This is a genomic window from Spirosoma luteum DSM 19990 (assembly GCF_000374065.1).
Lineage (GTDB): Bacteria > Bacteroidota > Bacteroidia > Cytophagales > Spirosomataceae > Spirosoma > Spirosoma luteum.
This window is the reverse complement of record NZ_KB893252.1, coordinates 64,995-82,197: the sequence shown is the minus strand read 5'-3', so window position 1 is coordinate 82,197 and position 17,203 is coordinate 64,995. Positions and strand designations below refer to the sequence as shown.

17 protein-coding genes are annotated in these 17,203 nt (G+C 53.5%); 11 read left to right on the top strand and 6 right to left on the bottom strand.

What is annotated here, in order from left to right; genetic code table 11:
* Nucleotides 1–153: 153 nt before the first annotated feature.
* On the top strand, nt 154–1,266 hold the full coding sequence (locus B156_RS0110595) for a YihY/virulence factor BrkB family protein (RefSeq protein WP_040585464.1): 1,113 nt from the start codon (nt 154–156) through the stop codon (nt 1,264–1,266).
* 25 nt (nt 1,267–1,291) lie between these two features.
* Here the strand turns inward: B156_RS0110595 and B156_RS0110590 are convergent, their stop codons facing one another.
* Together B156_RS0110590 and B156_RS0110585 are read right to left on the bottom strand one after the other, a co-directional pair.
* Nucleotides 1,292–1,573 (bottom strand): acyl carrier protein, encoded by a 282-nt coding sequence (locus B156_RS0110590; RefSeq protein WP_018619675.1) that lies wholly within the window; start codon nt 1,571–1,573, stop codon nt 1,292–1,294.
* Nucleotides 1,574–1,956: 383 nt separating this feature from the next.
* Nucleotides 1,957–4,467, bottom strand: coding sequence for a prolyl oligopeptidase family serine peptidase (locus tag B156_RS0110585; protein WP_018619674.1), 2,511 nt, complete (start codon nt 4,465–4,467; stop codon nt 1,957–1,959).
* A gap of 334 nt (nt 4,468–4,801) precedes the next feature.
* Here B156_RS0110585 and B156_RS0110580 point away from each other — a divergent pair, with 334 nt between their 5' ends.
* The 4 genes from B156_RS0110580 (at nt 4,802) to B156_RS0110565 (ending at nt 7,206) form a co-directional block, all read left to right on the top strand.
* Entirely contained in the window at nt 4,802–5,191 is a 390-nt protein-coding gene (locus B156_RS0110580; RefSeq protein ID WP_018619673.1) for a HEPN domain-containing protein, read from the top strand.
* 57 nt (nt 5,192–5,248) lie between these two features.
* Nucleotides 5,249–5,536: a YciI family protein gene (locus B156_RS0110575; RefSeq protein ID WP_018619672.1), complete on the top strand. Its 288-nt coding sequence runs from the start codon at nt 5,249–5,251 to the stop codon at nt 5,534–5,536.
* Between the two features lie 100 nt (nt 5,537–5,636).
* On the top strand, nt 5,637–6,320 hold the full coding sequence (gene hxpB, locus B156_RS0110570) for a hexitol phosphatase HxpB (protein ID WP_026260744.1): 684 nt from the start codon (nt 5,637–5,639) through the stop codon (nt 6,318–6,320).
* A 34-nt stretch (nt 6,321–6,354) separates the two neighbouring features.
* The gene (locus B156_RS0110565; protein WP_018619670.1) at nt 6,355–7,206 is read left to right on the top strand and encodes a PhzF family phenazine biosynthesis protein; all 852 of its coding nucleotides are present in this window, start codon (nt 6,355–6,357) and stop codon (nt 7,204–7,206) included.
* 28 nt (nt 7,207–7,234) lie between these two features.
* On the opposite strand, the gene B156_RS0110560 is transcribed toward B156_RS0110565, so the two are convergent.
* Nucleotides 7,235–8,032, bottom strand: coding sequence for a DUF4198 domain-containing protein (locus B156_RS0110560; protein WP_018619669.1), 798 nt, complete (start codon nt 8,030–8,032; stop codon nt 7,235–7,237).
* 60 nt (nt 8,033–8,092) lie between these two features.
* Between B156_RS0110560 and B156_RS31755 the strand changes: the two genes are divergently transcribed.
* The 4 genes from B156_RS31755 (at nt 8,093) to mtgA (ending at nt 10,898) form a co-directional block, all read left to right on the top strand.
* Nucleotides 8,093–8,248, top strand: a complete 156-nt coding sequence (locus B156_RS31755; RefSeq protein ID WP_169518253.1) for a hypothetical protein — start codon at nt 8,093–8,095, stop codon at nt 8,246–8,248.
* Between the two features lie 37 nt (nt 8,249–8,285).
* A complete protein-coding gene (locus B156_RS0110555) occupies nt 8,286–8,738 on the top strand; it encodes a GNAT family N-acetyltransferase (RefSeq protein WP_018619668.1) in 453 nt (150 codons plus the stop codon).
* 37 nt (nt 8,739–8,775) lie between these two features.
* Nucleotides 8,776–9,921, top strand: a complete 1,146-nt coding sequence (gene hemW / locus B156_RS0110550; RefSeq protein WP_018619667.1) for a radical SAM family heme chaperone HemW — start codon at nt 8,776–8,778, stop codon at nt 9,919–9,921.
* Nucleotides 9,922–10,037: 116 nt separating this feature from the next.
* Nucleotides 10,038–10,898 (top strand): monofunctional biosynthetic peptidoglycan transglycosylase, encoded by an 861-nt coding sequence (gene mtgA / locus B156_RS0110545; RefSeq protein WP_018619666.1) that lies wholly within the window; start codon nt 10,038–10,040, stop codon nt 10,896–10,898.
* 11 nt (nt 10,899–10,909) lie between these two features.
* Here mtgA and B156_RS0110540 read toward each other — a convergent pair whose 3' ends face one another.
* The gene (locus tag B156_RS0110540) at nt 10,910–11,509 is read right to left on the bottom strand and encodes an NAD(P)H-dependent oxidoreductase (RefSeq protein ID WP_018619665.1); all 600 of its coding nucleotides are present in this window, start codon (nt 11,507–11,509) and stop codon (nt 10,910–10,912) included.
* A gap of 79 nt (nt 11,510–11,588) precedes the next feature.
* Nucleotides 11,589–12,707 carry a trans-sulfuration enzyme family protein gene (locus B156_RS0110535; protein WP_018619664.1) on the bottom strand — a complete coding sequence of 373 codons (1,119 nt, stop codon included), beginning with the start codon at nt 12,705–12,707 and terminating at the stop codon, nt 11,589–11,591.
* Nucleotides 12,708–12,833: 126 nt separating this feature from the next.
* Here B156_RS0110535 and B156_RS0110530 point away from each other — a divergent pair, with 126 nt between their 5' ends.
* The gene (locus tag B156_RS0110530) at nt 12,834–14,477 is read left to right on the top strand and encodes a DUF1800 domain-containing protein (RefSeq protein ID WP_018619663.1); all 1,644 of its coding nucleotides are present in this window, start codon (nt 12,834–12,836) and stop codon (nt 14,475–14,477) included.
* Between the two features lie 97 nt (nt 14,478–14,574).
* Nucleotides 14,575–16,083, top strand: a complete 1,509-nt coding sequence (locus tag B156_RS0110525) for a DUF1501 domain-containing protein (RefSeq protein WP_018619662.1) — start codon at nt 14,575–14,577, stop codon at nt 16,081–16,083.
* 86 nt (nt 16,084–16,169) lie between these two features.
* Here the strand turns inward: B156_RS0110525 and gldA are convergent, their stop codons facing one another.
* Nucleotides 16,170–17,087 (bottom strand): gliding motility-associated ABC transporter ATP-binding subunit GldA, encoded by a 918-nt coding sequence (gene gldA / locus B156_RS0110520; RefSeq protein ID WP_018619661.1) that lies wholly within the window; start codon nt 17,085–17,087, stop codon nt 16,170–16,172.
* Between the last annotated feature and the right edge of the window lie 116 nt (nt 17,088–17,203).

The window sequence follows — 17,203 nt, the reverse complement described above, 5'->3', positions numbered from 1 at the left end:
ACACGGTGCAATCTATATGGAATACAGCCGACAGATAGCTGGTCAGCCCTACCGTATTTATAACAACTAAGCCCTGTGCTGGTTGTTATTTGTAACGAAATCAGTCATTAACCAGTAAGCCGATAGATTCTCTCTTATTACGACGCTACCTTCATGCCTAACATACTAAAACGAATCTACAAGGGATTGTTCGCCGATTCAATTCCGCCACCGATGCCCACTGAAAGCACTGAAACTGCTGAAGGCACTAAAACTGTTGAAGGTACTAAAACTGCGGAAAGTACTAAAACTACGGAGAAGCCTGCCAGCGAGACCAGAGGATTCTTTGCCAACGCCAAAGTTGTGTTGGGCGACTCATTCAACGGTTTCATGGATGACCGCTGCCTGAAGATGAGTGCAGCCCTGGCTTATTACACCATTTTTTCCCTGGCTCCGCTTCTGGTGCTAATTATGTCCCTGGCCAGTCTTTTTCTGGGTGAAGAAGCCATTCGCGGGGAGCTTTTCGGTCAGCTGAACGGGCTGCTGGGAAATGAAGCGGCCGGACAGATTCAGACTATGATCAAGAATTTAGAATTGTCCGGTAAAACGACGTCTGCCCTGGCCATTGGTATCGTTACGTTGCTGATTGGTGCAAGCAGTATTTTTATCGAAATTCAGGATTCGGTAAATCAGATATGGCGGGTGAAAGCCAAACCAAAACGGGGCTGGCTCAAGCTGGTAAAAGACCGCCTACGGTCGTCCTCTCTGGTTGTGAGCCTTGGTTTCTTACTGTTGGTTTCGCTGGTTATCAACGGTATTGTGCTGGCCATGAGTGAGCAGATTACCCGTTTGTTGCCTGGGCTGGGCGCTTACATTATTAGTGCCATCAACTTTGCTATCAGTACGGCCGTTGTTACAGTGCTGTTCGGCGTAATATTCAAGGTATTGCCCGATGCCAAGATTTCCTGGAAGGATGTGCGCGGGGGTGCCATTTTTACAGCTTTACTGTTTATGCTGGGCCGCTACCTGATTGGGTTATACATCGAGACTACCGGCACGGAATCGACGTATGGAGCGGCTGGTTCGCTCATCGTTATTCTGACCTGGATATATTACATTTCGGCCATCCTGTACTTTGGGGCCGAGTTCACCCAGGCCTACGCTAATAATATTGGTGCCAGGATTGAGCCAGCCGACCATGCGGTGTATATAGAACGAACCGAGCGGGAACGCGAGGTATCCGTAATTCCTACGCAAAAGAAAGCGGAGGAAGCCGCCAGTAAATGAGTGTTCATTCACGTTCACAAGCGGACTAAGCAGCCACTCTGCTGTTCATCAGGGGAAGGGGCACAATTCCCCCTGGCTTATGACTGACGATAAGCGAACACAGTTGTTCAACCGTCAGTACCGGAACGAGCGTATCATCGGGCAGGGTCAGGCCAAACAGGGTTTCGAGGTAAACCACAACTTCCAGAAACTCCCATTCATTGAGACCCAGGTCCCGTTGTAATTGTTCACCGGGGGCTATATCGGCACTTTTCAGAGTGAATGTGCGGGTTAGAAAATAGCGGAGGTGCGTATAAACGGTTTGCATGATAGTAGTATTTTTCGAGGGTGCCGTTTTGGTCCTAAAACAACGTCTGTCAGGTGTGTTTTAAAATTTCTTTGCTCCGTCTTGCCCATTTTAGCTTGACCAGCGGGTGGAGACGCCGTTTTCAAGGGTTGTAGTTCCTCTATGCCTACATACGTAAATAACAGGCAATCCGTTGCAGATCTCAACCAAAATAGAATTAAACTACTTTTCTGCCGGGCAGCAATCTAGGTTGCCTGACAGGCAGTATGCCACTATTCGCTGGATTGGTTCGTTGTAGCTGTCTGGCTAAACTGGCACTTCCATGAACAGAAACGGGAACACAAGGCTCTCTTCGCCTTGTGTTCCCGTTTCTGAATGGCTAATTTTCTACCGTGGATAGTTACTCACAAGCGCTCGTCAAATAGTTTCAGAATCCGTTTATATTCGTCCATCCAGCTCGTGGGTTCCACGAAGCCGTGATCTTCGAGGGGGTAGGCGGCTGCTTCCCAGTTTTCCTTCCGAAGTTCAATTAATCGCTGGATGAGCCGCACTGTGTCCTGGTAGTGGACGTTCACATCCACCATGCCGTGACAGATGAGCAGGTAGTTCTTTAATCCTTCGGCAAAGTAAATTGGCGATGACCGGTTGTAAGCCAGGGAATCCAGTTGCGGTTCGTTCAGGATGTTGGCGGTGTAGGGGTGGTTATACGCGGCCCAGTCCGTTACGGGCCGGAGAGCGGCTCCGGCCTTGAATACATCGGGCGTGGTGAACATAGCCATCAGGGTAATGAAGCCGCCATACGAGCCCCCGTATACGCCAATCCGTTTGGCATCGACGCCCTGCGTCTGAACCAGCCATTTAGCGGCATCGACGTGGTCTTCCAGGTCTTTGCCACCCATAAACCGGTAGATACCCGTGCGCCAGTCGCGGCCGTAGCCCGCACTGGCCCGGTAGTCGATGTCAAGTACCGTATAGCCCTTGTCGACCAGCAGGTTATTGAACATGTACTCGCGGAAATACTGACTCCACCACTTGTGGGCGTTTTGCAAATAACCAGCCCCATGTACAAATACCACAGCTTTGCCCGTGGCACCGGTGGTTGGTTTATACAGCCGGGCGTAAATGGGCTGGCCGTCGCGGGCGGGAATCGTAACCAGCGCTGGTTCGCGCCAGGGGTAGCTTTTGAACAGGTCCGTTTGGGAGTGCGTCAATTGAATAGCCGATGCGTTGGCCAGTTGGCCAGTCGGGGAATTGGCTGGATGATTCGGTTTCGCCTGTTTGTTGTTCACTGATACCGCGTCGGCCACAAACAACTCCCAGGGCTGGGTAGTAGATGAGTACCGGATGGCCATTCGAGTTTCGTCGGGCGAGAGGGTTACATCATTTGCACCCGTCATACTAGTGAGCCGGGTGCGTTCTCCGCCGGTTACCGCCATTTTGTAATAGTGCTGCTCGCCGGGGTGAACTTCGTTGGTTTGCAGGTAAAAATGCGTCTTGTCTTTGGATAAAAGAACCTCCTGCACCTCGAATTTACCCGATGTCAATTGTTTCTTCTGGCCCGGATTCAGGACATCGACGGTGTAGATGTGCGAGTAACCCGAAGCCTCCGACTGAAACCAAAGGGTGTGGTTGTCGGCCAGGAAATTCATGTTGCCCATTGCGTTGGCCGAACCAATACCCGGCCCGCTGATCCAGGAATCGTCGTGCTGCCGGTCCAGAAGGGTAAGTTTCTGTGTTTCGGGCTCCAGTCGCATAATCCAGCGGTCTTTATTGTCCAGCGACCGCACAACCACTACGCATAATTTACCATCGTCGGACCAGAGCGGGCCGTTGATGACTACCGCCCGCATTTTTTTCGTCGTGTCCGCTTTAGCTCTTTTACTGGTATCCGGTGTCAGGTACGTCATTTTGTCGGTAATGCCCGGAAGCCCTTTTACCGATACGGCCCGGATGGTATCCTTTGTCCGGTCGTACACAAAAAATTCCTGTGTCGATGCGGGGGCACCCACTTTGGTGCGGGCAGTCAGTTGCTCGGTAAAACCCGATTCGGTCACGTAAGTAGGCACCTGCGCGGTTTTTGCGTCGGCAGCCCGCTTGCTGAGTCGGTAGGTCACAAACCGCCCGTCGGGGCTGAGTTGCGGATTGGCCAGTTGTTTGTCGTCGAGGTAAATTTCCTTCGGACGGTCGGGGCGGTTGGCTTTAGTGATGCGTTCGCCTTCGTCCTTTTTTTCTTTCCGTTCCTTCAGCACTGTCGATAGGCGTACCTGATCTTTTTTGAGAAACTTATCCTGGTCGCTGAGCTTGGGTTCGGCTTTTTTGGTGCCGGTATGGAAATCGGTGAGTTGCGTCAGTGCACCGGTTGTCAGGTCGATGCTGAACAGATTGGCCCCGCGCCGGTACACCACCCGCTGCTCATCACCCGCATCGGCGGAGGTGCGGCTTTCCGACCGCGAAAAAACGGGGTCGGTCTCGGCCTCCACTGTGTTGGTCAGTTGCCGGATGTTGCCCGATTTCAGGTCGATCAGAAACAAATCGTCGTCCCGCTCAAACAGCCGCTTCGTGTAGGTTTTGTTGTAGCCCGATGTGGGTGCCGATGGCAGGTCCCGGCGCTCGGCGGGCGTAACCTTTACCGGCTTCGACGCAGTGAGTTGTTTGCCTTTAACTGGCCGGGTGAAGGTTACTTTGTAGAGCGAATCACTCTTGGCCCGGTCGGGATTCCAGTTGAAGTAGAGCGTTTGCGAATCATCCGACCAGAACGGACTGGAAGGGGAGGTGCCAACCGCTACTTTGGGGTCCTGCATGATGGACTCGACCGTGAGCGTCGGACGAGCTGTCGGAACCGCCGGTTTGGGGGCAGGCTGTGCCAGAACAGAGACCGTAAACAAGGCCAGTGGCCAGCAGAAAACTGATTTCATTGTTGAATGAAGAGAATGAATAAGGAAAGGCCTGAAATTAGGAAGAAAAGGCCGAAACGCTTACTTTTCACGTTGAAAACGTCGATTAATCCGGTTACCTAGCCGATTGACGGCCGTAGAAATCCACCCTGCAAACGCATTATGGCGACCGGCTGTACGGGGTTATCTACTAGGTTCCTACGCAGGGACGACTACGAGTCGGCTATCGGCCTGATGATGTTGCTGAGCCAGGCGTGCTAGGTGCGGAGAGATGGATGGTAATGGACGTTAAAACGGAAATCCTGTCGAAACAGGGATTAATCGGTGATTGGGAAGCACGTAAAAAATTAGTCGTATGAAAAAAGAAGTAATCCGGTTTCTCGAACACGCCGAAGATGCGCTGAATGATGCCCGTTATATGTATCAGAATGAACGGCTACTGGCCGTAGCCAACAGGGCCTATTACGCTGTGTTTTACTGCCTCAGTGCGCTGCTGGCTTCGGAAGGGATTTACGCGGAGAAGCATCAGACAGCACACGCAACGTTTAGTGAGTTCTTCGTGGGAAGTGCTCGTTTCGACGTGCAGACCATTAAACTTGTCAGGAATAGTTTTGCTGCTCATCAGGCTGCTGACTATGATATGGATGCGTTTATCAGTACTGCAGAAGCGCAGTTGCTGCTGGATGATGCCAAACTGTTTTATGACCTTACACGGACTTATTTTGCCCAAAATCCGGTCGCCTGACCTTGCCCGTCTAGTCAAAGTTGGTATCTTGCTTCGTCAAAATCCTGTACTGAAACCATGCATTATGTTATTCATGCCTACGACCACACCGATCCTGATGCGCTCGACCGGCGGATGGCTGCCCGCCCGGCCCACCTGGCTTATGTGGCCCGGCTGAAAGAAAAAGAGCAATTCCTGCTGGGGGGTGCCCTCCTCGATCCCGACGGTAACATGATGGGTTCCATGCTTGTGCTGGCTATGGCAACCGAAGATCAGTTGAACGACTACCTCCGGTCTGACCCCTACATTGTGCAGGGAGTTTGGGATAAAATAGATGTAAAACCCTTTCGTCAGGCGCTGGTATGAAGCTGTTCAACAGTCAATCCGCTGGTCGGTCTACGCCGTAGATAACTGCATCGACTCATTGACGAACCAACCAGTCAACTGATCACTTTATCACCCAATTTTGATACACGCTGCAATATTTGATATGGACGGGCTGCTGGTGGACTCGGAACCCCACTGGCGGGCCATGGAACGCGAAGTATTTGCCACCGTTGGGCTATTTCTGACCGACGATGAATGCAAGCAGACCACCGGTATGCCTATACCGGAAGTGATTCGTTACTGGTATGCCCGCGCTCCCTGGGTCGATGTGCCGGAGCGCAGCCATCAGGACCTGGCCGATGCCATTACCGAAGGCGTTCACGTGCGTATTGCCCAACTGGCCGAACCCATGCCGGGGGCGCTGGAGGCTCTCGCATTCTTTGCTGATCAGGGTATTCCAACCGCTATTGCGTCGGCCTCACCCATGAGTCTGATTGAGGTAGTGGTTGACCGGCTGGGAATTCGGGATTTACTGACGCTCTGGCACTCCGCTACGCTGGAGGCCCGCAACAAACCCGCGCCGGATGTGTACCTGGGTACGGCCCGGCAGCTCAGCGTATTACCGGCCAACTGTCTGGCCTTTGAGGATTCGGGGAGTGGCCTCCGGTCGGCTTACGACGCAGGGATGCAAACCGTTGCCGTACCGGCTGCTTTTGAGTATAATGACCCTAAATTTGCTATCGCTGACATTATTTTACCGTCGCTGGAGGCACTCACGGTGGATACGATTGCTACATTACCAACATCAAAACTACATTCCTAAACCTTGATACGTGCCTGGGCGCCCACAAATCACTATGCGTATTTACCAACTCGATGCTTTTGCCGACCAGTTATTCGCCGGTAATCCGGCTGCCGTTGTACCCCTGACCGACTGGCTGCCCGACGGGCAGATGCAGCAGATTGCCGCCGAAAATAACCTGGCCGAAACCGCTTTCTACGTCAAAACAGGCGAGCAAAATCACTACCATATTCGCTGGTTTACGCCCACGGTGGAAGTAGACCTGTGTGGTCATGCTACGCTGGCTACCGGCTACGTCATTTTCTTTCTGGAACAGTCCACCGCCGAAGGAGAGGATACAACCCAGACGGATGTTATCCACTTCGACTCCCGCAGTGGCCTGTTGAAGGTGTGCCGGGGTGATGATGGCTGGCTAACCCTCGACTTTCCCGCCGACGTGTTGCAGACTGCTACCTTACAACCGCCCGCGCTGCTGGCCAGTCTGCACGAAAAACCACTGGCTGTGTTGAAAGGTAAAACCGACTATATGGTCGTTTATGAATCGCAGGAGCAGATTGAAGCGCTGACCCCTGATTTTCGGGAAATGAGTTCTATTCCCGCCAGAGGTATTATTGTGACCGCTCCGGGAAAGGCAGAAAGAACCGGCGATCAGGAACCGGTTGATTTCGTCTCCCGCTTTTTTGGCCCACTATCGGGTATTGATGAAGACCCTGTGACCGGGTCGGCTCACACGACACTGGTTCCTTACTGGGCTGAGCAACTGGGCAAAAAAGAACTTACCGCCCGTCAGTTATCAAAGCGGGGCGGGTATCTGCGCTGTAAACTGAATGACGACGGCGAAAACCCCGCCCGTGTCGATATTTCGGGTCAGGTTAAGCTCTACCTGACGGGCGAGATTACGGTGTAGCCTTATTACTATTTATGACCAGCCTTCATTACCGGCACCCGAACGTGAGGCTGCCCCAGTAGCTATGCCAGTCGGCTTCGACGGGATTGTTGTGCGGCACCATCCGGACTGCGCTCACCATGTTGGCACCGGCCCGTAGTGTAAACCGGGCGCGTCCATGCGCGTCGGAACGCTGCTTCTCTTCGGTTACGTGATTAGTTGCGTCCCGGTTCCAGTACCGTACCAACGCCCCGGCCAGCGGTTTGTTCGCAAACACCAGGCGAAACTCAGCCGTCTGGCCGGGGTGCTGATTGTAGGGATTCTTAGCTAAACTGATTTCCAACATCATACCCGTATTTTTGGCGAAAGTGTCGTCGGTTTTTGAGCCGACCTGCACCAGTGTTTTTACGCATCGCTGGTACAACTCCCGGCTCGGTTTATCCGTATTACCCTGTTTTTTTCTCGCTTCTATCACGTTATCCAACCCGTCTTCTTCCAAATACAGCAGAAAGCTGTCTGGTTTCATGGACAGAAACTTGGGTGTGTTGGCAAAACTAAACAGGTGCGTACCGGCTGTTTTGAGGGGTACTGTTACGTCGCCGTACGTATCGCCGACCAAGGCAGGGGAGAGGTCTTCGTTGCCCGCAGCCGTGTAGTGGCGATATTGAATCAGCCGGTTCTTTTTCCCTTCCGACCGCTCACCGGTGAAGTTTTCCCCCACCAGCACCTGTACCCGTATCAACTGGCCGACACGGGCAAAAAACTGCGTTGGTTCTAACCAGAACTCATGCCCGAAGGCTACGCTGAACAAGATACTTAGTCCAGTAAATAATGAAAGCTTTTTCATATTTTTATCTGTAATGAATCTAAATAGTTATACCTTTGCCTGCATAACTCAACGATACTAATGACGACTGATTTCAATGATCTGATACCTGTTTCATTCGGTAGCTACAGTAAATCCCTGATACAGACCAATCCCTACGCCAGTCAGGAGTGTATCCTGAAAAAGTGCTGCAAGAAGTACAAAAAAGGGAAACGGTGCAGGAAATGCCCGGATTGATAGCCCTTAATTCCTACTCAACCGCCATCTTTACCAGATGGATATCCAGTACCAGTTTTACCACACGCTTCCGCTGGAACCTCAGCTAACGGCCGTGGTCAATTTGCTGGCTGGTGTGTTCGACAATGAATCCCCATCCCATTTGCGGGCGGAACTCCTAAACCGGCAACGCCAGACGGGCATTTATACCGGATTAGCGTTGGCCGACGGTGTTGTGGTAGGGTGCAAACTGGGCTACGAACGCAAACCGGGCCACTTTTACAGTTGGCTGGGCTGCGTTGCCCCCGCCTTTCGGGGCAACGGTATTGCTCCCGAACTGATGCGTCGGCAACACGAGTGGTGCCACCAGCATAACTACCATACCGTTCGGACGCAGACGTACAATCAATGGCGTTCCATGTTAATCCTCAACCTCAAAGCCGGTTTCGACATTATTGGCACCATGCAGGGGAAACACGGTCTGACCATTTTGCTGGAGAAAACCTTCTGAAGGAACCCATTGCCTCGCCACGTTGTCAATATGGCACATGCACCTCTACCTGCACATCCCCTTCTGCAAACAGGCCTGTCACTACTGCGACTTTCATTTTAGCACCAGTCTGGGCCAGAAATCGGCCCTGGTGGACGCCCTCTGCGCCGAAATCCAGCTCCAGAAGGACTACCTGCCAACGCCTGAATTACAGACAATTTATCTGGGTGGCGGTACCCCTTCTTTGCTGACGGAACGGGAACTGGAGCAGCTTTTTACGGCCATTCACAAGCAGTTTACCGTATCTCCCACGGCTGAAATCACCCTCGAAGCGAACCCCGATGACCTTACGGCCGATACACTGCGGGTACTGCGTCGGTATGTTAATCGGCTGAGTATTGGGATTCAGACGTTCGATGAAGCCACACTGCGCTGGATGAACCGGGCGCACACGGGCACCGAAGCCGAGGCATGCGTTGGGGTGGCGCGGGAAGCGGGCTTTGCCAACATGAGCGTCGACTTAATTTACGGACTCCCCAACCGCGACGCATCCCGCTGGCAATACGACCTGGAGAAAATTATAGCGCTCGATGTACCCCACCTGTCGGCCTACGCCCTCACGATTGAACCCGATACGGCATTTGGCCGATGGCAGCAGAAGGGGAAACTCCCGCCTGTTGAGGAAGAACTGGCCGCCGACCAGTTTGAGGAACTGACCCGGTTGCTGGCGGGTACGGGTGGTGCCGGCGACGTATCGCTTGGGTATGAACATTATGAAATCTCGAACTTTGCGCGCTCTGGTCAGTACGCCCGGCATAATACTGCTTACTGGCAGCGAAAGCCGTACCTGGGCATTGGCCCCAGCGCCCACTCCTACAACGGCCACTCCCGGCAATACAATATTGCCAACAACGCACGTTATATCGCTGACATCCGGCAGGGCAGTATACCCGCCGAAATTGAGGTGATGACAACCGCCGACCAGGTAAATGACTACCTGCTGACGGGCCTTAGAACACAGTGGGGTTGCTCCCTCTTCGAACTGAATTTGCTGTTGGGTACCGACTTTGTCCGGCAACAGGCAAGCGATTTAGGCACCCTGTACGCATCGGGCTGGCTCGTATGTGACGGTGACCGGCTCCGGCTGACGAACGCCGGAAAACTCTTCGCCGACCGGGTAGCCGCTACCTTGTTCGTCGGGTAAATTAGTGGTTTTCGTAATGGAGTGCTTCGATTTTTCGGAGTTTTTTCGGGTTATGTGCGCTGATAATCGGTTTTAACCGGTGCTTACCATTATTTTCGCGAAATGCTCTTACGTCTATGAACCCTCAGCGACCCGTTAATAAATTTCGTTCCGGTGCTCCTCAGCAACCCCGCCCGAAGGTACCCCGGTCTGTTACCGGTCAGGGCGCCAAAGGACAGCGGCCACCGGTCAGAACCGGTTCGTCACGCTGGCAGCAGACGCGTCGCTTTATCCGGAACCGGCCCATACTGGAACAGGTATACCGGTTTTGCATCCGGGCTTTCCTGTGGTTGTTCTTTGGTTCGCTGGGGTACGTCATCGCGTTGAAATACGTGCCGGTTATCGTAACACCCCTCGTCGTTTCGCGCTGGGTAGATACGTTCGGTACCGATGAGAGCAGCCACGTGTACAAAAAATGGCGGTCGTACGAGGCCATCAGCAAAGAAGCAGCCCTAGCGGTGGTAGCCTCCGAAGACCAGGCTTTTCCCCGGCACTGGGGGTTCGACTTCGATGAAATTCAGGATGCCATCAAGGAAAATAAAACGCGCAAACGGGTGCGTGGTGCTAGTACCATTTCGCAGCAGGTAGCCAAGAATGTGTTCCTGTGGAATGGCCGCAGTTACCTCCGGAAAGGGCTGGAGGTGTATTTTACGGTGTTAATCGAGTTTATTTGGGGCAAGGAGCGCATTCTGGAAGTATACCTCAATGTAGCCGAAACGGGGCCAATGACGTTCGGGGTCGAGGCAGCATCGCAACGGTACTACGGCCACCCGGCGTCAACGCTGGCCCGGTCAGAAGCCGCCCGGCTAGCCGCGGTACTCCCCAACCCGCGTCTTTTTTCGATCAAACACCCATCGAATTACATCCAACGCCGAACCGCCCAGATATCCCGGCAAATGCGGTATCTGGGCGGTCAGAAGTACATTAGAAATCTGTAGACGGAAGTGGACTATTTCTCCTCCACTAAACTCGGTATCATCCACCGCTGGGCTACGTTCAGGGTATAGTCGACAAAGGCCCTTGCGGTCCGTTCGTACACGTCGTTGCCCACAAAGTGCCCCCGTTCGTCCAGGTTATCGGCCGTTTCGTGGGACTCGTACAATTTGGGCGATATGATGGAGTAGCTATTGGTGAAACTGATAATTTTGTTCACCACCGTGGTCATGTCCAGTGCGGGCTGCCGGCCACCGCGCCCGCTGGAAATGCCGACCATTGCAAAAACCTTGTTATCGAACAGATGCTTGAACGCGGGCCCGCCCAACTGATGAATCGCATTGGTAGCCTGCGGGGGCGCGGTCCAGTTGTATTCGGGCATGGCAAAAATGACCAGATCAGCCGACTCCCAGGTTGTTATCAGTTCTTCCTGAAACGGGGTGAGTGACTCTTTTTGCACCGAACCCTGACCAACCAGGGGTATATCGTAGTTTTCAAATGTTACAACAGAAGCCTCATGCTGGGCGCCTTCGGTCAGGATATGCCGGAGGTAAGTAACGAAACGCAGCGAATTACTATTTTTGCGCGATGAAGTGGAAATCAGGGCAATTTTCATTTGGTAGGTTGATTCAATACACTGACAAAACCCCGCCGTTTGGGCTTTAGTTTCCGGGCGCAAACAGGGCCGTCGGCTTCTAACTCAGCGCCTGGGCCAGATCGTCGAGTAAATCTTCGGCGTGTTCCAGCCCCACCGAAATCCGCAGCAGGTTTTTTGGGGTGGTTGAATTGGGGCCTTCCGAACTGGCCCGGTGTTCGATCAGGCTTTCTACACCACCCAAACTGGTGGCTCGTGTAAACAGGGTAAGTTTACCAATAAACCGGATGGCTTCTTCAGCCCCGCCCTTCACCTGAACGGACAGCATGGCACCGGGCCCGTTCATCTGCTGCTGGGCAAGGCTGTACCCTTTGTGACTGGGCAAGCCCGGATAATGCACCCGCTCCACGGCGGGATGGTCGGTCAGGAAATCGGCAATGACCTGGGCCGCCAGGCTTTGGGCGCGTACCCGCAAGCCCAGCGTTTTAATGCCCCGGCTTACCAGCCAGCAATCGAAAGGGGACGGCACCGCGCCGGATAGCCCTTGCAATTGCCGCACCCGCTGCGTAAATTCATTGTCGCGTTTGAAAATCAGGGCACCGCCCAGCACATCGCTGTGTCCGCTCAGGTATTTGGTGGTCGAATGCATCACCACGTCGCAGTTCAGGTCGAGGGGGCGTTGCAGAACGGGGGTGGCCCAGGTGTTGTCGCACACGCAGATAGCACCAACCTCGTGCGCCATCTGACTAACCAGGAGTAGATCCGTGATTTGAAGCAGGGGGTTGGACGGTGTTTCGCACCAGACGACCCGTGTATTTTCGTGAATGGAAGCCTTTACCGCGTCGGGGTTGCTCATGTCTACCCGCGTGTACGTGAGGCCCCAGGGGTGAAATACCTGTTCCAGAAGGGCGGGGGTACCGTAGTAAGCATCCGTGGACAGCAATACATGGTCGCCGGGCGAAAGGGCCTGAAAAAGGGTCATGGTAGCCGCCTGCCCGGACCCGAATGCCATGCCGGTGACTCCGCCTTCCAGCATCGTCAACGCTCTTTCCAGGGCTTCGCGCGTGGGGTTGTTGGGGCGGGAATAGAGAAAATCAGCCGGTAATTCATTGGCTTCGTTACGGGCATAAGTCGTTGACAGGTAGAGGGGGGGCACAACCGAGCCGGTTACGGAGTCGGGTTGGTGCGTTGCGCGGAGGGCTAGGGTGTCAAAATTCATAACAGTCGGGAAGCGTGCAGTGGCTCGTTTTTTGTAATTCCAAATTCATGGTTTCTACTGGTAATACGGAAATGGTTGGCAAAAAGTTGGTCACACGTTCATTTTTCACGCGTTTGAAGCAAGACAATGGCTAACCTGGACCCGTACACAACTATATTGACTGCTAAAACAGCCGCGCATTTGCTGCGCCGGGCTACGTTTGGCCCTACGCAGGCTGAAATAACCGGGTTTACGGGGCTGACGGCGGCTCAGGCGGTGCAGCAACTCATCAGTAACGCTGATTATTCGCCCCCGCCCCCGATTGATCTGGATCAATACAGCTCCACCGCCGGACAAACTTTTCTGGATAAACCGTTCAACCACGCCCGCAATTTTGATCTGGGCCACTACATGCGCTGCTGGTGGCTGGGGCTGATGACCTCGCAAGCGGCTCCGCCCAGCCTGCTCGACAAGCTGACCCTGTTCTGGCAGAACCACTTCGTAGCGACTCGCGAAGGCGTGGGCGATTATCGGTTTATGCATCAGTATCTGCTCTTGTTGCGGAATAATGCGCTGGGTAATTTCCGAACGCTGGTGACGCAGATGACCAAAGACCCGGCCATGCTGCGGTACCTGAACGGGAATGAAAACGAGGTGGGTAAACCCAACGAAAACTACGCTCGTGAGTTGCAGGAGTTGTTTATTGTGGGTACTATCGACTTCGCCGGGAATAAAAACTACACCGAAGATGACGTAAAAGCGGCCGCCCGGGCCTTAACGGGCTGGCAGTATACCAACTACGAGGTGGACGGCTCAACCAGCTTTACCACCCTTTTTGTTGATGCCAAACACGACACGACCAATAAGGTTTTCTCGGCACACTATACTAACACAGTCATTACCGGGCGGGCACCGTCCCCGTCCGGCACCCCATCGGCGGGGGAACTGGAGCTGGCCGACCTGATTACGATGTTGCTGGCTCACCCCCATTCGCCCCGGTTCATTTGCCGGAAACTATACCGCTGGTACGTGAATCCGAACGTGACGCAGGCCATCGAAGATAACGTCATCATCCCGCTGGCCCAGTTTCTGACAAGTCCGGCCAATAACTGGGCCATTCAGCCGGTTATCGTCAAGCTCCTGACCAGCCAGGTCTTTTTCGATGTGACCAATATTGGGGCCATCGTCAAATCGCCCGTCGAACTGGCCGTGGGGTCAATGCGGTTCTTCAATCAGGCTGTACCCGTGCTACCCACCGACTACGCAGCCTTCAAAACCTACTTCGACTTCGTGTTTTACCGGATGCAGGATATGCAGATGCCCATTCTGGACCAATCGTCGGTGCAGGGGTACGAAGCATACTACCAGACGGGCTATTCCAAAACCTGGATTAATACCACCACTATCGGTTTTCGGTACGACTATACCGATGCGTACGTGTATCGCTTTCTTCAGGTGCGGCCCAATTACCTGATGGGTATCGACGTGCTGGCCTGGGCTACCTCATTACAGGCTAACTTTTCGGACGTGTCGGGTACGCTGGCCATATCCTGCGTGGAACTGCTCGATGGATTTACCAAAAATCTGTTTGTGTACGACCTGTTTCCGGCCCAGCGGGATTTTCTGATTGACACCATTATGATGGAAGGGCTTCCGCGTACGTCCTGGACATTTCAGTGGAATGCCTACCGCCGAAACCCAACCGATCCCGGTAGCCGATACGAGGTGTTGTACCGGTTGCAGAACCTCATGAAATTTCTGCTGCGGATGGCTGAGTACCACCTATGTTAATGATTGAGTGATAGAATGACTGAGTGATTGAATAGGCTGGCACGCACTTTTTCTATTGAATCATTCAGTCATCCTATCACTCAACAAGTCAATAATTATGAAACGGAGAGACTTTTTAACGGCGGCTTCGGCGAGTTTGCTGCCTGTCATGCTGGATGGCTTCGGGCTGAAAGCGATGTCCCGCCAGTCAGTTCTGGTACAGTCGCTGCTGAACACAACGGCCCTGGCCAGTGACCGGGTGCTGGTCATCGTTTACCTCAACGGGGGCAATGATGGGCTGAATACCGTCATTCCGCTTGACCAGTATTCCCTGTATACAGGTCTCCGCAGTAATATTGCCATTCCGCAAAGTTCCGTGCTGGGGCTGGATGGTAATCCCGCCACGGGCCTGCACCCTGCCATGACGGGGATGAGGAACCTGTATAATAACGGTAAACTTTCCATTGTCCATTCCGTATCGTACCCCAACCCCGACCAGTCGCACTACCGGGCTACTGATATCTGGATGACGGCTGTCGATTCCAGTCAGACATCCGTTTCGGGTTGGGCCGGGCGTTACCTCGAAAACCAGTTTCCGGGTTATCCTGCAGGTTACCCCAACGTCCAGATGGAAGACCCGCTGGCCATTCAGATTGGTTACCTGACCTCAACGGCCCTGTTGGGCGGTCAGCAATCAATGGGTATTGCCCTGAATGATCCCGATAGTTTTTACCAGCTGGTTGGTTCGGGTGGTACTACCCCGCCCGGCGACCTGCCCTGCTGCGATGCGGGTGACCTGATTGCTTATATCCGCAAGCAGCAGGCATTGTCAGTGGGGTATGCGGGGGAGATAAAGCGGGCCGCCGATGCGGGGCGGAACATGGCTACCTACCCGGCGGTAACGGCAAAAAACTACCTGGCCGATCAGTTGAAAATTGTGGCCCGGCTCATTCATGGGGGCTTAAAAACAAAAATTTATTTCGTATCTCTCAATGGCTTCGATACGCACTCCGGCCAGGTAGACCAGACCGATGTGCGGCTGGGTAGCCATGCCGATTTGCTGGGTAAATTATCGACGGCTATCGAAACCTTCCAGCAGGATTTGACCCTACAGGGAATAGAAGACAAAGTGGTAGGGATGACCTTCTCGGAGTTTGGCCGACGGGCTAATTCCAACAATTCGAAGGGGACCGATCATGGGGTGGCAGCTCCCATGTTTGTGTTTGGCAGTAATGTAAAACACCGGACAATCGGCCAGAATCCTGATTTGGCCAACCTGACGGGGCAGGCGGGTAGCAAAGAAATTACCATGCAGATTGATTTTCGGCGGGTGTATACCGATATTTTGAATGACTGGTTTGGTGCCCAGCACACTACTACCAACGCCCTGCTCTTTCGTGAATTTCCCACGGTCTCCCTGTTTTCGGATACGGTAGAAACCGTAGCGTCCGGCAACTGGCAGGACCGTAACGTGTGGACCGTGGGGCGGGTGCCCTTTGCCAATGAATACGTCAAAGTCAACGCGGGGCATACCCTCACGATAGACCGGTCTGTTTCGGTCAAAAATATCCGGCTGGAAGGCAAGTTAATGTACACCGGCCCGTATTCGATTCAGATGACGGGGTAGGGGGCTGGTTGATTAGTTGATTGGTTAATAGTAGGTGACTTCTCACCGGGTAACCAACCATCCGATAATCCTTACCGGGTAACTTCTTACTGAGTCAGTTCCTTGAAGATGGTTTCCAGCGAATTTTCCTGTTGCCGAAGCCCGACGAGTGTTAGATTCTGGTCGGCGGCAAGGCGGAAGATGGCGGCCCGCAAATCTGTATTAGGGGTAGCTGTAATCCGGTACTGTCCGGTACTTATCCGGTCTACCTGTTCTACACCCGATACGGACGATAACACAGCCGGGTTTGCCAGGTCTCCTTCAAATTCGGCCACCACGATTACGCCCGCACCCGTGGAGGCACTGCGGAGTTGACTCAGCGGACCATCCGCCACAATGTGCCCCCGGTTAATAATGACTACCCGGTCGCAGATGGCTTCCACCTCCTGCATGATGTGGGTGGAGAAAAGCACCGTTTTGTCGCGACCGGCCTCCCGGATTACCTGCCTGATTTCGGCCAGTTGATTTGGGTCGAGACCCGTGGTTGGTTCATCCAGAATTAGTACGGGCGGGTTATGCAAAAGGGCCTGTGCCAGCCCTACCCGCTGCCGGTAACCTTTGGACAGTTGCCCGATGCGCTTGTGCTGCTCCAGTCCCAGCCCAACCCGCTCAATCATATCCGCTACCCGCCGACTCAGTTCCGCCCCGCCCAACCCGTGCAGGGCTCCCGCAAACCGGAGGTATTCCCTTACGTATAAATCCAGGTACAGCGGATTATGCTCCGGCAGATAACCCACACTCCGGCGTACGTCCATGGAATGCGTACGCACATCGAATCCGTTTACTTCCACGGTGCCGTCGGTCGGTTGCAGGTAACCCGTCGCAATTTTCATCGTCGTGGATTTGCCCGCTCCGTTGGGTCCGAGGAACCCCACAATTTCACCCGGCTGTACCGTTAAGGATATCTGATCGACAGCCCGTTGCTGTTTGTATTCTTTCGTAAGATTCTGAACCCGGATCGACATGTTGGGAAGTATGTATTGACCGATAACGTAAAATCTGGCCCTTTTGCACAGTTCGGCCACAAAACTAACAGACAAAAAGCCGGAAAGAATTGCTATTTTTAGCCGTTTAACCCCAG